Raw genomic sequence first — 14,855 nt, 5'->3', positions numbered from 1 at the left:
GGGCACAGAAGCTATGGCAATACATAGCGGACATGCTTTCCCGCGCCATTCTCACGATCATTATGGCATTGGTGTCATTTCACAAGGTGCGCAACGTTCCTGGAGCTTACTGGGGCAGATTGAGGCGGGTCCAGGTGATGTGATCGTTGTTAATCCCGGTGAGATCCATGATGGAATGCCACTTGATGGCCCACGCAGTTGGCAGATGATCTATCTGGAACCTGAAGTTTTATGGCAGGAGTTGAGGATGGAAAAGCAGAAGGGAGACGCGGTGTTACGCCCCTGTGTGCAAGATAAACAGTTGAGCGCTATGTTGCTGAAGCTCTTCTCCTCAATGACTCAGCCGGGTATTGAGCAAGGTTTACTGGAAGAGGCGTTGTTGCAGTGCATGATGCGTCTCAGCCGTGACCATTCACTTACCTCGCCTAGCCGGTCTGTTATCACCCCCTCGATTCAGCGCGTGAAACAGTATCTGGATGACTCACCCACGCTGCAAACCAGCCTGACAGAATTGGCGGCATTGGGCGATCTCAGCCGTTTCCAGTTATTGCGCAGCTTTTCCCGAGAAGTGGGGATCACGCCACACGCTTATCTACTGCAACTGCGGGTACGCCACGCGAGACGATGGCTGGCGAAAGGCAACAGCCTTGCTGATACGGCCATACTTAGTGGATTTTCCGATCAAAGCCATCTGACGCGCGCATTTGTACGTCAGATGGGCGTGACGCCAGCGCGCTACCAAAATGCGATTCTGGCATGAACACTCCTGCAATTTTGTTCAAGACGCGTTAAATCCTGGCACTGATACTCAGCCGACACTTTCGACTGAGGTAAGTCAGATGCAACTGAGTTTTGAATTTATTGCCACATCGCTGATCGTGGTGGTATCGCCAGGCCCCGGTGCCCTGTTAACTATCGCCAGCGGTCTTACGCAAGGGGCGCGTACGAGTATGATAACGGCGTTCGGCTGTACACTCGGTATTGTGCCGCATCTTTTAGCCGCATTACTGGGGTTGGCTGTGGTTTTTCATACCAGCGTCTATGCCTTCAACTTTTTGAAATTGCTGGGAGTCATTTACTTGCTTTACATGGCCTGGATGACCTGGCGTGAACGGGGGTCTTTGCATTCCGACGTCGAACCGATCTCGCCATCCCCGCTGCGCATTATCCAACATGCGGTGTTTATCAACTTGTTTAACCCTAAATTGCCGCTGTTCTTTCTGGCATTTTTACCGCAATTTATCGCGACAGACAGTGTCACGCCTGCAAGGGATATGCTGCTGTTGAGCACGATTTTTATGGTGCTGACACTGCTTACCTTCATGTTGTACGGTGCATTTGCGGCAATGATGCGAAGAAGGGTGCTCGAACAACCGCAAGTCATGCACTGGATAAGACGGTTGTTTGCCCTGAGTTTTGTAGGCCTGAGCATCAAGTTGTTAGTCACTTCGCGATAATGAGCATTTAAGGAGTATTTTTCATGGAATTTGATTCAATCGAAGCAGTACGTCACGAAATCGACCGGCTTGATTCACAGTTGGTGGCGTTGATAGCTCGCCGCGGATCTTGCGTCAAAGCCGCTGCCGCATTTAAGAAAGACAGCGATGCAGTCAGAGCGCCAGATCGGGTTCAGCAAGTTGTCGATAAAGTCAGAAAGCAAGCCGTAGAGCAGGGACTTTCAGGGGATATTATTGAACAGGTATACCGCGCCATGATTGCGGCGTTTATTGAGTATGAATTGCAACAACATCACGACTTGCAGGCATAAGAAAAAGGGGCCAACTGGCCCCAGAATTAATGCTGTGCGTCTTTGCCCGTGAGACTACGATTACGGAAAATATGCGTGACGTTATCCGCGTCCTTTAGCGCTACGCTATTTCTAGATGCTGTCTGCTTATTATTTATGACTTCTGCCATAGCGAGACGCAACGCTTCCAGCCTCGCGGGGTCAGACTCTTGCGAGGCCATGATTCTCAGTTTCTCGAGCAGAATATCATTGGACACTGGCCCTACATTCCTCAATAGCTGTAGAACTGCATCGCCCATCAGGATATCGGCCAGTCGTTCCTCATCACTTCTATGCATAAATGTTCTCTGGTTATCGCAACAAATCCGCGACAGATAACAAAGTGGGTTCAGTCTAAAGCAAAAGATCTGATGAGGCGGAAGCCACTTTGTCCGTTAGCAGAGTCGTGCGCCTGTTCTCAGGATTCCCGGTTAGCAGTAAACATCAACCCGATGAGTTGTTGATAGTGCAACGCTTCTTCAGTGTCATTGGCCTGTTCCAGACGGCAAATCAGTTTGGTACAGAGCGTTTTGCGGCTGAGCGTGCGGCCTGAACGTAATATTTCCACCACAATGTGCCCGAGGGTATCTTGCTGAGAGGGAAAGGACGCCTCATTAAAATAACGCGCGATGGCATCTGAGGCGGTTGAAAGGTTTCTGTCCTGACGCATGGTTCCATCCTCCAGGCTAACTTGCGAGCGAAATGCTCGTAAAAGTTATACAAGGTTAATCAGTCTGTACAAGAATATGAAGGAACATCATGGAGGCTGTTTTTGCAAAAAGTGCTAATTTATTAATTACAGATGCTTAAGTAATAGGCGAGGCGTTAATTACGGCAGCGAAGTTTCAAAATCATTATGCCCCTCAATAAGAGGGGCTATCGTTTAATAGCCATCCGTAGAAAGAGTCAGTGATTCCCACGCATCAATCTCCGCGCTAAACGCCGCCAGTTTTTCTCTTACCAGTTTCAGTGCATCACTCCCCAGCAGCAGATGAGCGGGTGGGTTGTCGCTCTCTATCACCGCCAGCATCGCGCGCGCGGCCTTCTGCGGATCGCCAAGTTGCTTGCCGCTCTTCTCTTCACGCGCCTGGCGAATGGGGTCGAACAGCGCATCATAATCGGCGATGCTGCGCGCACTTCTCACCATCGAGCGTCCCGCCCAATCGGTACGGAATGAACCGGGTGCCACCGCGGTCACATGAATATTAAATGCAGCAAGTTCCTTGCTCAGCGTTTCTGAAATACCTTCCAGCGCAAACTTACTGCCGCAGTAGTAACTGATGCCCGGCATGGTGATAAATCCGCCCATTGAAGTGATGTTGAGAATATGTCCGCGGCGACGTTGCCGCATATAAGGCAGTACGGCTTTGATCATGGCCACGGCGCCAAAGACGTTAACATCAAACTGGCGATGCATTTCCTCCAGAGAAGACTCCTCCATAACCCCTTCGTGACCGTAACCGGCGTTGTTCACCAGCACATCAATCGGCCCATGGTGCCCTTCAATATCGGCTACAAGATCATCAATGGCGCTGAAATGGGTGACATCCAGTTCAAATGCCACAGCATGTTGAGGATGTAACTGTTCAAATGCCGTTTTCGACGGGGCATTTCGCACCGTTCCTATCACACGATAGCCTTTTGCTAACGCTTCTTGCGCCAGAGCGCGGCCAAATCCGCTACTGACGCCAGTAATCAAAAGTGTTTTAAAAGTTGACATTGCGATTCTCCCTAAGTGAGTGAAGAATGCATATTATTCTCTGGAGGAATGCGTTTTAAGACCGTATCTTCTGCTTTTATTGCCTAATCTTATGATTGCGAGAGTGTGATGTTTAATTCCAATGTGCAGCTACGCACGGTTCAACTACTGAAAACGTTAGCCCCGCAAGAGGGATACAATTTGACGGCGTTGCCGGATGTGCGCATTTTACGCTCAGATCGTCCGCTGGCGCGTACTCCGGTACTCTACGATCCCGGCATCGTGATTGTTTGCCAGGGCAGTAAGCGCGGTTATTTTGGCGATCAAGTGTATGTCTATGATGAGCAGCACTACCTGGCGGTTTCTGTGCCGGTGCCTTTCACCATGGAGACCGCTGCTACAGCGGAACATCCGTTGCTGGCGATTTACATGCATCTGGATTTTAGTTTGGCGACGGCATTGTTACTGGAACTGGAGCAGCAACACCTTCCGCTTGCGGTGAAGGCGGCACAGAGCATGGTGTCCAGTCCGATGGATGAAACGCTACGTGATGCTGTTTTACGATTTTTAACCGTACTCAACCATCCTCTGGATGCCGCAATACTTGGCCCATCACTGGTGCGTGAACTCTATTATCGTGTGTTGACAGGGGCGCAGGGACAAACATTGCGCGCTGCGCTGACACTGCAAGGGCAATTCGGCAAAGTGGGCAAGGCGCTCCGCCATATTCACGCCTGTTATGCGCAGACGCTGAATTTGACACAGTTAGCGGATGAGGCAGGCATGAGCGTGCCGACTTTCAGTGCGCATTTCAAAATCATCACCCAGCAATCGCCGATGCAGTATGTGAAATCGGTGCGACTGCATCAGGCGCGCATGTTGATGGTGCGTCAGGAGATGACGGCAGCCGCCGCGAGTCATGCCGTGGGCTACGAGAGCGCCTCGCAATTCAACCGTGAATTTAAACGCCTGTTTGGATTGCCGCCAGCAGAGGAGATCAAACGCATGCAGCGCAATTTCGCGGTGCCACTTGCGCAGCAGGCTTCCGCGTTTGTTTCCTCGCATTGAAATTCACGCGGCTGTCTTCAACACCATCACCGCATAGCGGCACATGCTATCGGTGGCATTGCTAAACACACAATCCGCCGGATCACCTAACTCAAGGCAATCTCCTGGCTGCATTTCAAACAGGTTATCGCCCTCCTGAAAGCGTAACGTACCCTCCAGCACCCAGATTAACTGGCGACGAGACAGGTAGGAGATGGCAGGCATTGGCACGTCAGTATGCGGCGGGAGTTCAACGCTAACCACATCCAGCGGAATGTCACCCGGCGAAACATGCCGGCGAATGTAACCGGTTTCCGGGTCCTGCCAGACAGGCTGTTGTGCATGGCGCAGCAAAGTGCCGGGTTGAACTTCGGTGAGAGCGATAAGCTGCGACATACTCATGGTAAACGAACCCGCCAAACGCGCCAATGAGGTGGCGGTGGGACTGCTTTCGCCACGTTCAATTTTGTGGATCATGGCGCGCGAGACACCAGATTGCTCGGCCAAGTCGGTTAATGACCAGCCACGTTTCTCACGTTCAATTTTTATGTTCTGACCAATGCGCGCATTGATGTCGTCTTCTTTTCTGGACAATTCATCTAACATAATGGATAACTACGATAGTAAACGAAACATCCACTATAGTGACGGGGAAGGCATCATGCAAATACGTGAAGCACAAGAGAGTGACGCAGCAATAATTGCTGAGATCTACAACGATGCGGTGCTCCACACCACTGCGATCTGGAATGATAATACGGTGGACACGGCTAATCGTATCCAGTGGTTAGTGTCCCGGCAGACGGCAGGATTCCCGGTGCTGGTCGCCGTCGAGGAGCATCAAGTGATCGGCTACGCCTCCTACGGCGATTGGCGACCATGGGATGGCTATCGTCATACCGTAGAACATTCGGTATATGTGCATAAAGAGGGGCGTGGCAAAGGAATCGGGTGCCAACTAATGCTCGCTTTAATCGAACGGGCGCGCGAACAGGGTAAACATATGATGATTGCCGGCATTGAGTCAGAGAATAGCGCTTCAATCGCACTGCATAAGAAGTTAGGGTTCAGCGATGGCGGCAGGTTAAACCAGGTGGGTTGCAAGTTTGGACGCTGGCTCGACCTGACGTTTTTGCAGCTTAAATTGGACATGCGTCATCAGCCTTGATGCGCTTAAGGGTGACGTGAACAGTTAACGCACTTTTAGCGGGGCATTTATCTCCTCATTTTCTGCACCACAATGCTATATAAATGATAACAATTATCATCAATTGCCTTGTGCTGAGGTCAGGATGCCATCCACAGAACTTACCGCTGACTGCTGTATCGTTGGCGGTGGTCCCGCAGGATTAATGCTGGGATATCTACTGGCGCGAGCCGGTCTACAAGTCGTTGTGATTGAAAAACATCCCGACTTCCTGCGCGATTTTCGCGGCGATACTATCCATCCTTCAACGCTTGAAATTATGCGCCAACTGGGCTTGCTTGATGAATTACTGGCGTTGCCTCATCAGCGGGCCGAAAAGTTGCAGGCTGAAGTGGCGGGGCAAGAAATCACCATGGCTGATTTCTCTCGTTTGCCGGTGCAGTGCCGTTTTATCGCTTTTATGCCGCAGTGGGATTTCCTCACCTTCCTCGCCCGCAAAGCGGCTGCTTTTCCTGGCTTTACTCTGCTGCAATCCACCGCATTTGCTGACCTGGTCTATGAAAATGGTGCGATGGTGGGCGTTAAAACGTTACAGGGTAACGAACAGCTGATTATTCAAACTCCGCTGGTGATTGGTGCAGATGGCCGTAATTCCCAGGTGCGTGCTAAAGCCGGGCTACAAAGCAAAAGCTTTGGCTCGTCACGGGATGTGTTGTGGTTCCGCCTGGATAAACAAACTGACGATCCTCAATGGGGCATGGGCCATAAAGGTCCCAAGCAAAATTTTATCGTCATCGATCGTGGTGATTACTGGCAGTGCGGTTTTACTATTCAAAAAGGGCAGTTTGACGAGTTAAAACATGCGGGCCTGGAGGTGCTGAAGCACACCATGGCTGAGGTTGCACCTTTCAGCGAGGAGCGAATGGCGCAACTGGATAGCTGGGACAAACTCAAGCTGCTTTCAATTCGTATAGATCGGTTGGAGCAATGGGCAAAGCACGGTGTGTTGTGTATTGGAGATGCCGCCCATGCGATGTCACCAATAGGCGGCGTGGGGGTGAATCTGGCGATTCAGGACGCGGTGGCGGCTGCCAACGTCCTTATTGAACCATTGAAGGACAACACACTGACTTTGCGTGACCTACAGAAGGTCCAGCGGCGGCGACAGTTTCCCACGGTGGCGACCCAGTTTCTGCAAATCAAAATGAGCAGTAATAAACGAAAGCGCAGCACTCCCAGCAAAGTACCGCAGCTCATCAGTCGCTTCCCTTTCTTACGCCACTTGTTTGGCCGGATAATTGGCTTAGGGTTTCGTACAGAGCGGCCGAAGCATCTTAATTAGAAAATTTTACTTTCTAATCCAGTAAATCCCTTTCCATTTATCGGTAAGCCCTGAATAGCAACAATGCATTCACAGCAGCAGACAGCATCGGGTTGTCTGCGAGTCCGATAAATAGGATGTGATTATGCCTGTTGCCTTACTCGCCCTTGCGGTTGGCGCCTTTGCCATTTGTACCTGAGAGTTTGTCATTGTTGGCATGCTGCTTAACATTAGTCATGACATGTCGATTAGCGTGGCATCGGCGGGCATGCTGGTCACAGCCTACGCATTAGGTGTGGTGATTGGCGCCCCGTTGCTGACGCCCTTTATGGTGCGTTTTAAGCGTAAAAATGCGCTGGTTATGTTGAGTTAGCCGGTGCGGGCGTGATCATGCAGCCGGAAGTGCTGCTGCAGCAAGACTTCGCCAGCGGTGCTTTAGTGCCCTTGCTTACGGAATTCACCATCCCAAATCGTGCCGTGAACATGATTTACCGCCAGGATCGTTTTGCCAGTGCGAAATTAAAGGCGATCATTGATTTTGGTCTGGAACACTGGCGGATTTAACGCGTTGCGATGACTTAATGCCGCAGACGATAAATATCGGCAAAGTACAGGTAGCCTTTTTTTGCCCGCATCTCCTTTAGACGTGTTTTCTCACTTTCTGTCAGCACATTACTGGTCATCAGGCTATCTATAAAAGCCTCACGCACGTGCACTTCCATGTACCAGTCACCGGTGTAGCAGTTTTTCCACGCCCCTTTATCGATGTCTCGGGCTTTGTAGGACGGGTTCACGTGGAAGAAAAAGAAGAAATTACACACGGCAAAAATCAGGATGCAGACAACATACTCAATAGCGCCGAAAGAGTCGGAATACATCAGCAGGGCCATGGTCAGGATAAACAGAATCCACATCAGACCGAACAAACCAGGATAATTTTTGATAAACGAGATATCAAAGTAGGGGCGGTCATTACGCTGCTCTTCTACGTTGATTCTGTCCAGCTCAGTTTGTAAAACATCATCCAGTTGATTACGCATTTATTCACCTCAGTGGTTTCCTTATCGGCACAGCTCGCGAGAGTTTACCAGATAACCAGGGTGATGTTGGGCAGGGAGAAGGCGATCGGTTTGACATTGACCTGTCTGCCAGGCAAAAAGAAGCCCGCTAAGCGGGCGGGGTAATTAAACCAAGGAAAAAATTCTCGTAGGCAACGCAGTGCTGTGTGTTGCGTCACTATATTAGCAACGTAGCGCCGTCCGTACAGAAAATGATCGATGATTTAATTTTGCTGATTTGATAAACGTTATATTTGTGACGGGAATGTTATTCCGCTGTTTACAAATGCACAGCGAAGCGGCTGGAAAGGGCGATCTTCCCGGCGGGCGTGCCATTGATGTCATGGCAGCACTCAGTGCGACTAAGCGAGTGCTTATCAATTAGCCTGCTAAGAAGCGTATCGCCCCGTCACATCAGCCCACCCACCGTGACTGACGAATCACGCTACAAAAATTAAGCGGTGTGAATTGCGGCTGTTTATCCGCGATGACGTCGGCTTTCACGTTACCAAAAGTGGTATCGGGTTTGTGTTTGATCCCCTCGTAAAACGCCTGAATGATCTCTTCTTTAAATTGTGGCGGACGTGGATGCTGCTGAACCACGGCCTCTCGCTCCGCATCACTGAACTGCTGATAATTGATGCCCAACACATCCATTTCTACCCCTGCGGTGACCAGTGCAATTTCCGGTGCCATAAATTGCGGGATGCCGGGTGTGGTGTGCAACGCAATCGCGGTCCAGACTTTGTAGATATCTGCCTGTTCTACGCCGTATTGCTGCAGGAAATCGCGTGCGGCGTTCGCCCCGTCCACTTCAAAACGCTTATCGCAACTGCAGTGCTCATGTGTCAGCCCGATATCGTGGAACATGCAGCCGACATATAGCAACTCAGCATCCACCTTCAGATCTAACCGACGGCCCGCCAGCGCGCCCCAGTAGAAAACCCGGCTGGAGTGATGAAACAGCAGATCGGATTCGGTATCGCGAACGAACGTGGTGGCGTCACGGGTCATTGGACTATCTGGGATGGTGATGCCGTTAATGGAAAATTGCATGGTGTGCTCTCCGCTCAGTGAAGTTGCAGCCAGCTTAAACCTTGCGCATAATGTCGTTAATCGACTTAATGCGACTATTCAGGACATTGCGACCTAATCAGACGGGATAACGCATGAATCATCACCTCACCATACTGGCAGTACCGGGTGCACAACTGCTCGACCTTTCGGGGCCTTTGGATGTGTTTGCTGAAGCCAATCGATTGCTGAATCGCCCTGTTTATACCTTGCGCGTGATGTCGTTGGAGCATACGCAGGTTCAGTGTTCATCAGGGGTGCGCTTAATGGCCGACGTGGTGCTGACGGACGTCCATCAACCGCATACCTTTCTGATTGCCGGTGCGCCAGCTGCCAGTGACATGCTGCTAAGCGCATCACAGCTTGAACGCATCGACCAGCTTTGCAAGGGGAGCCAGCGTTATGGTTCGGTCTGTACCGGTGCGTTGTTGTTGGCCCAGACCGGCTTACTACAGGGCAAAAAAGTCACCACGCATTGGGCATGCGCTGAGCGTTTAGCCGCACAAATTCCCGATGCGCAAGTGGAGGGTGATGCACTTTATGTTGCAGATGGCCCACTGCGCACGGCAGCTGGTGTGACGGCAGGGCTGGATATGGCACTGCGTCTGGTGGAAGAGGACCTGGGGCGCGAAGTGGCGCAGCATATCGCTGCCAACCTGGTGATGTTCTTCCAGCGTCCTGTCACGCAGGCCCATTTTGTCCGCAAGCCGCAGGTAGCCCTGGCAGGACGCAGTGCTTTTCAGGAGATGCAACGCTGGGCGCTGGCGAATTTACCCAGCATTCGCGGGTTAGAGGATCTTGCCGATCATATGCGAATCAGCACGCGCCACCTCGCTCGCTTATTTCGACAGCAGATGGATGTGCAAGCAGGAAACTGGCTGGAGAATGCACGCATTGAGCAGGCTCGCGCTTTACTGGAAGCGGGTACGATGCCCCTGAAGGCCATTCCCGCCGCTTGTGGTTATCACAGCGCTGATGTGCTGCGCCGTGCGTTTGTGAAAGTCACAGGAATGACACCGTCGGTGTATCGCAAGATGTTCTCTGACAGGCAAAGAACACCCTAGATGGCAGGCTATTCCGACCAGTTATCCAATACACGTTGACGCACCTCTTCGGGATAACCCTGCGCAAATGATGCATGCAAATGACGTTGAGCCTGTAAAGTATCAAACACCACTTTAGCGCCCGTGCCTGCGACATATTCTGCTTCGTCATAACACTGTGGCAAGCGAATCACGCGCTGATCGTCAAACACGACACGGCGGCCAACGGGATGCACTCTCGTCGATAATGCCCATACCACTTCACGCAAATTGGTCGGATCAAAATCATCATCCACAACGTACACTTTCGGGATAAATACCATCGCATCGGTATTGAACAACACATCGCCAATGCGCTGGGCTAATGCCTGACTGCTCATACCCGGCAAGCGTTCACGCCAGTCTTCAGGCATCATCACCAGCAACCAGTGTACCGTTGAGTCCTCAGGAATCCAGGCCGTGCTCACTGGCAGTCCGGCTTCGCGCAGATGAGTCAGCGCGTCAGCTGCCAGACCCATGGCCCATAGCGTATGTGATTCATCGCTCGGACGTCCGGTGATCGACATCGGCCAGATAGGATCGTCGCGATGTGTAATGGTTTCAACATGGAAGGTAGGCTGCGCCGACGAGCCTTCCCCGAGATAGCCGCCATATTCTCCGTAAGGGCCTTCCTGACAGTCGCGTTCAATCGATACGTGACCTTCAATGATGATTTCAGCGCTGGCTGGCACATCAAGATCGAGACTGATGGCTTTTACCACCGGGATCGGTTTGCCGGCCAGTGTGCCAATGTAGTCCGCTTCATCGGCATGAGCGGGAATAGGGATGCCAGAAACACAGGAAATGGCGGGTGCAGGGCCTTGTACCAACGCATAAGGCATCGGCTCGCCACGTGCCACCCATTGTGTCCAGATTTGACCAATATGCTGGCTGGGTACGATTAACCCCACCATGCGTTTACCGTCGACTTTCATTACTCGTGCAATCGACCAGTTGACCCACTTGCCATCAGGCGTTTTGACAATCAACGTACCCCAGGTATTGGCATAGCGGCCGCCATCTTTATCATGCGCAAAGGGAATAGGGAAGCGGTCAAGATTCGCGGCTTCACCACGCAAAATATTCTGCTGACACTCTGCCTGAGCGGACGTTACGCGCACCGGAGGAATACCCGGTTTACACCGAGCGGCTGACAGCGCTTCAATAATGTCAGGACCGCTGGATTCAGGCGCTAAACCCAACGACATGGCGACGCGTGCATAAGGCATCTCACGGCGAGAGGATAAAGCGGCTGGCGCGCCAAACAGGCGAAAACCGGGTGCCACGCCCGTCACGCGATGGAACAACGGCGCAGGAGACTGGATTTCATAGCTGCGGCGGGTAATGGCACTGGGTTCGAAATCACCATCCACCTCACGATGAACATGCATAATGTCGCCCATTTCATCGAGCGCCGCGATAAAACCACGCAAATCTTTATACCAGGCCATCCCTCTCTCCCTGTTTCAATACTGATATGATCACGCGATATGGGTTAACGCCCAACACCATCAGTGATATAGTTTGTTGTCGAACTGTTTGTTCTCGAACTATATATTTGGCATTTTAAGGAGTCAAGCGTACCCATGTCACAAAATCCCGACTTAATTATCGCTGCCCCCTTGTGGCCGCACGGCGATTGTTCGTTAATGCACTTGGTACGACGTGCAGGGCAGCACTCAACATTTTGTTGGTCACAATGCGTGGATACTGGGCTCTCAGCCGTGCAATACGCGGTTTTGGTGGTGCTGGCAGAAGACCATGTCTGCGACCAACAAACGCTGGGTAACCGTGCGGGTTTTGATAAAGCGACGGGGACTTACCTCATCGATCGTATGACCAAAAGTGGGTTGCTTCAGGTGGAAACTGACGCCGGTAATCGTCGGCGTAAGCTGGTTTCGATGACCGCGCAAGGGGAAGCCATGCTCAAGCAGATGATCGAACAAGCAAAAGCTGCCGAACAAATGATTATCGCCAATCTGGATAGCCAGGATATTACGGATTTAAAACGCTTACTGAGCAAATTGGGTGGATTGCAGGAACCCTAAAATGATGCCGCAACCAAACGACGCTGACCGCACCAGCGATCCGCAACCGGATCTCACCATCGGCTTCTTGCTGATGAAAAGCTTCACATTGGCCTCGGTAGCCGGGCTGGTGGAATCACTGCGCTTTGCGGCGGATGAATCTTTCAGCAGTCGCCAGATCTTCTGCCGCTGGGAGTGGATGACCTGCGATAACCAACCGGTAACGGCCAGCTGTGGCTTGCCGGTTTCTCCCACTGCCGACCTCGATTTTACTAAAAACTGGGATTATTTCGTGGTAGCAGGCGGCTTGCTGGAGGAGACGCGTCAGTCACCGCTCTGGCTTCTGGAAGCGCTGCGGGCATTGCACGCACGCAATATCCCGATCATCACACTATGCAGTGGCGCGTTTGTCGCGGGTAACGCGGGATTGTTGGATGGGCGCCATTGTGCGATCCATTTCACTACCCGTAATGAATTCCGTCTGCGTTTCCCACAGGCGATTCCGGTGATCGATAAAACCTATATCAAAGACGGCGGCATTATCTCCTGTCCCGGCGGGACGGCAATTGATCTGGCCGCCGACCTCATTCGCCAGCATTGTGGCGTGGTGCGCTCGCAAAAAGTGCTCAAGTACTTACTGGTCGAGGAGCCCGCAGCGCCGGTTAAAAAAACGCAGCAGAAGAGAAATCTGCACGAACCGGACGTGTACGAAAATGATCAGGTGAATAAGGTGATTGAATTTATGAAACACCACCTTGATTCGCCGATACCTCTGGCAGACGTGGCAGAATTCGCTGGTGTCACTTTCCGCCAGCTCAATTTGATTTTTACTCAATGTACTGGCTATTCAGCAGCGGTGTACTGGCGAAGAATGCGGCTTGAGCGAGCGCGTAAACTGATGGCAGACTCCAGTAACAGCATTAATGCGATTGCCGCGGCAACCGGTTTTGCCGATGCCTCGCATCTTATTGCCTGGTTTCGCAAGCAGTATGGCGAAACGCCGAGTTCATTTCGCAAACGTCGGCGTGAGGTTGAACGATTGGTCAAAGAGTAGGGGGCGCTGGCCCCCTCTCACTTAACGCGCGTGCTTCGACAAGGTGCGTGCAGCGGGTGGGTGTCCGGTGTTTTCATCTAGCGACGCCGCATCGTTGAGGTTTTGCGCCGCTGTTTCAGGAGCAAGGAACCAGGACACGACTAAACCAAAGAAGGTGATACCTGCGGCGATATACATGGTATGGCCGATACCAATCGTCTGCAGTGAAACCGGAACCAGATATGTGCCCACAGCGGCACCAATGCGCGACATCGACGTGCCAACCCCTACCGCCCCTGCACGAATTTCGGTGGGGAAAATCTCGTTGGGATAGACCAACTGCAATACCTGAGCACCGCCAATAAACAGCGCGTACGCGCCAAACATCAGCAGAATGATCATCGACGGCCCATCGCGCAGAGCACCTAACAGCAGCAGTGCGAGCCCTGACCACAGGAAGCTGTGTAGCAACAATTTACGTCTTCCCAGCGTATTCACCAGACGGGTGGCGATGATACAGCCAACCACAAACAGCAGCGTAATCGCGATGGAGCCGTAAGATGCCCAGTCACCGCTGAGATGGAGGGCGTCCAGCACCTTCGGGGCAAAGGCATACACCGCAAATACCGGAATCACTGAACAGGTCCAGAAGATGGTCACAAACGCCATGCGTTTTCCGTAGCCTGAGTGCAGTAAATGCCCAAATGACAGTTGGTTATTTTCCGCCTGCTCGGGCAAGTTCTTCAGACTAAAGTCGGCACCGTAAACACGGCGGATAATTGCTTCCGCTTCCTGGTCGCGCCCTTTACTGATCAACCAGCGTGGTGATTCGGGCGTACCCAGACGCACCAAAAACAGCAGTGTGCCAATCACCGCGGTGCTCGCCAACGTATAGCGCCAGGCGTCTGCACCGCCGAAATTGAGAATGGCTTCCCCCACCAAGTAGGCGGTTGCAGCACCGGCAAACCACAGAATAGTCAGTGTGGCGAGACAAGGTCCACGTGATTTCCTCGGCATAAACTCAACCAAAAACGCAGTCGCCACTGGATACTCAATCCCGACAGCCACGCCATTCAGGAAACGCAGGGCAAACAACACTTCTCCGCTTTCCACCCACAGTTGCGCCAGCGAACAAACAATAAACAGCGTAGGACCCACGAAGTAGAGCATTTTGCGGCCCAAACGATCGGTCAGTGCACCGCCAATAAAGCCGCCAAAGAAAATACCAATTAAAGCGGATGCGGCAATTAAGCCTTCCCAAAAGGGATTGAGACCCAAAGCCGGAGAGACTTTAGTCATGGCAATGCCAATGATGCTCAGCACATAGCCATCCACAAAAGAGCCGCCACCAGAACGCACCGTTAATAAACGATGGAAACGGCTCAGGGGAACATCTTCAACAGAAATGTTATTGGACATTTATTACTCCTGTCTTTTTCGGCGCTGACGAATCAATTTGCCGGCGCGCCTGAATCAGGCACGAAAGCAACGCGTGCCTGGTTTTATCAGCGCGCTAAAATGAATATAAACTTGTAGCGATCTTTAAAACGTTATCCAGAACAGATAATAAGATCGTGATGT

18 protein-coding genes are annotated in these 14,855 nt (G+C 51.8%); 11 read left to right on the top strand and 7 right to left on the bottom strand.

Translation table 11 applies throughout. The features are described from left to right. Positions 1 to 13: 13 nt before the first annotated feature. The 3 genes from QMZ30_RS24100 (at position 14) to QMZ30_RS24090 (ending at position 1,768) form a co-directional block, all read left to right on the top strand. Positions 14 to 760 (top strand): AraC family transcriptional regulator, encoded by a 747-nt coding sequence (locus QMZ30_RS24100; protein ID WP_283229181.1) that lies wholly within the window; start codon positions 14 to 16, stop codon positions 758 to 760. A 79-nt stretch (positions 761 to 839) separates the two neighbouring features. Then, entirely contained in the window at positions 840 to 1,457 is a 618-nt protein-coding gene (locus QMZ30_RS24095) for a LysE family translocator (protein WP_283229180.1), read from the top strand. 23 nt (positions 1,458 to 1,480) lie between these two features. After that, positions 1,481 to 1,768, top strand: a complete 288-nt coding sequence (locus QMZ30_RS24090) for a chorismate mutase (protein WP_283229179.1) — start codon at positions 1,481 to 1,483, stop codon at positions 1,766 to 1,768. Between the two features lie 436 nt (positions 1,769 to 2,204). On the opposite strand, the gene ycgZ is transcribed toward QMZ30_RS24090, so the two are convergent. Beyond that, the gene (ycgZ, locus tag QMZ30_RS24085) at positions 2,205 to 2,456 is read right to left on the bottom strand and encodes a regulatory protein YcgZ (protein WP_283229178.1); all 252 of its coding nucleotides are present in this window, start codon (positions 2,454 to 2,456) and stop codon (positions 2,205 to 2,207) included. Between the two features lie 213 nt (positions 2,457 to 2,669). After that, entirely contained in the window at positions 2,670 to 3,506 is an 837-nt protein-coding gene (locus QMZ30_RS24080; RefSeq protein ID WP_283229177.1) for an oxidoreductase, read from the bottom strand. A 108-nt stretch (positions 3,507 to 3,614) separates the two neighbouring features. Between QMZ30_RS24080 and QMZ30_RS24075 the strand changes: the two genes are divergently transcribed. Further along, positions 3,615 to 4,553 carry an AraC family transcriptional regulator gene (locus tag QMZ30_RS24075; protein ID WP_283229176.1) on the top strand — a complete coding sequence of 313 codons (939 nt, stop codon included), beginning with the start codon at positions 3,615 to 3,617 and terminating at the stop codon, positions 4,551 to 4,553. Between the two features lie 3 nt (positions 4,554 to 4,556). Here the strand turns inward: QMZ30_RS24075 and QMZ30_RS24070 are convergent, their stop codons facing one another. Beyond that, a complete protein-coding gene (locus QMZ30_RS24070) occupies positions 4,557 to 5,138 on the bottom strand; it encodes a helix-turn-helix domain-containing protein (RefSeq protein WP_283229175.1) in 582 nt (193 codons plus the stop codon). 55 nt (positions 5,139 to 5,193) lie between these two features. On the opposite strand from QMZ30_RS24070, the gene QMZ30_RS24065 reads away from it, so the two are divergent. From QMZ30_RS24065 to QMZ30_RS24050, 4 genes are all read left to right on the top strand, one after another. Next, positions 5,194 to 5,700: a GNAT family N-acetyltransferase gene (locus tag QMZ30_RS24065; protein ID WP_283229174.1), complete on the top strand. Its 507-nt coding sequence runs from the start codon at positions 5,194 to 5,196 to the stop codon at positions 5,698 to 5,700. Positions 5,701 to 5,824: 124 nt separating this feature from the next. Beyond that, complete coding sequence (locus QMZ30_RS24060; protein ID WP_283229173.1) at positions 5,825 to 7,021, top strand: FAD-dependent oxidoreductase; 1,197 nt, start codon at positions 5,825 to 5,827, stop codon at positions 7,019 to 7,021. A 196-nt stretch (positions 7,022 to 7,217) separates the two neighbouring features. Next, on the top strand, positions 7,218 to 7,373 hold the full coding sequence (locus QMZ30_RS24055) for a hypothetical protein (protein WP_283229172.1): 156 nt from the start codon (positions 7,218 to 7,220) through the stop codon (positions 7,371 to 7,373). 17 nt (positions 7,374 to 7,390) lie between these two features. Then, entirely contained in the window at positions 7,391 to 7,564 is a 174-nt protein-coding gene (locus tag QMZ30_RS24050) for a LysR substrate-binding domain-containing protein (RefSeq protein WP_283229207.1), read from the top strand. 14 nt (positions 7,565 to 7,578) lie between these two features. Here the strand turns inward: QMZ30_RS24050 and QMZ30_RS24045 are convergent, their stop codons facing one another. Beyond that, the gene (locus QMZ30_RS24045) at positions 7,579 to 8,040 is read right to left on the bottom strand and encodes a YlaC family protein (protein ID WP_283229171.1); all 462 of its coding nucleotides are present in this window, start codon (positions 8,038 to 8,040) and stop codon (positions 7,579 to 7,581) included. A gap of 432 nt (positions 8,041 to 8,472) precedes the next feature. Next, positions 8,473 to 9,114, bottom strand: a complete 642-nt coding sequence (locus tag QMZ30_RS24040; RefSeq protein WP_283229170.1) for an HD domain-containing protein — start codon at positions 9,112 to 9,114, stop codon at positions 8,473 to 8,475. Between the two features lie 113 nt (positions 9,115 to 9,227). Here QMZ30_RS24040 and QMZ30_RS24035 point away from each other — a divergent pair, with 113 nt between their 5' ends. Then, positions 9,228 to 10,196, top strand: a complete 969-nt coding sequence (locus tag QMZ30_RS24035) for a GlxA family transcriptional regulator (protein ID WP_283229169.1) — start codon at positions 9,228 to 9,230, stop codon at positions 10,194 to 10,196. Between the two features lie 8 nt (positions 10,197 to 10,204). Here QMZ30_RS24035 and QMZ30_RS24030 read toward each other — a convergent pair whose 3' ends face one another. Further along, a complete protein-coding gene (locus QMZ30_RS24030; protein WP_283229168.1) occupies positions 10,205 to 11,665 on the bottom strand; it encodes a UbiD family decarboxylase in 1,461 nt (486 codons plus the stop codon). A gap of 252 nt (positions 11,666 to 11,917) precedes the next feature. On the opposite strand from QMZ30_RS24030, the gene QMZ30_RS24025 reads away from it, so the two are divergent. Further along, positions 11,918 to 12,262 (top strand): MarR family winged helix-turn-helix transcriptional regulator, encoded by a 345-nt coding sequence (locus QMZ30_RS24025; RefSeq protein WP_283229167.1) that lies wholly within the window; start codon positions 11,918 to 11,920, stop codon positions 12,260 to 12,262. Position 12,263: 1 nt separating this feature from the next. Continuing rightward, positions 12,264 to 13,295 carry a GlxA family transcriptional regulator gene (locus QMZ30_RS24020; protein WP_283229166.1) on the top strand — a complete coding sequence of 344 codons (1,032 nt, stop codon included), beginning with the start codon at positions 12,264 to 12,266 and terminating at the stop codon, positions 13,293 to 13,295. Positions 13,296 to 13,316: 21 nt separating this feature from the next. Here QMZ30_RS24020 and QMZ30_RS24015 read toward each other — a convergent pair whose 3' ends face one another. Further along, positions 13,317 to 14,693, bottom strand: a complete 1,377-nt coding sequence (locus tag QMZ30_RS24015; RefSeq protein WP_283229165.1) for an MFS transporter — start codon at positions 14,691 to 14,693, stop codon at positions 13,317 to 13,319. Between the last annotated feature and the right edge of the window lie 162 nt (positions 14,694 to 14,855).

Origin of the sequence: Pantoea sp. EA-12 (genome assembly GCF_030053355.1) — a bacterium.
Classification (GTDB): domain Bacteria; phylum Pseudomonadota; class Gammaproteobacteria; order Enterobacterales; family Enterobacteriaceae; genus Pantoea; species Pantoea vagans_C.
This window is presented reverse-complemented; position numbering and strand designations above follow the sequence as displayed.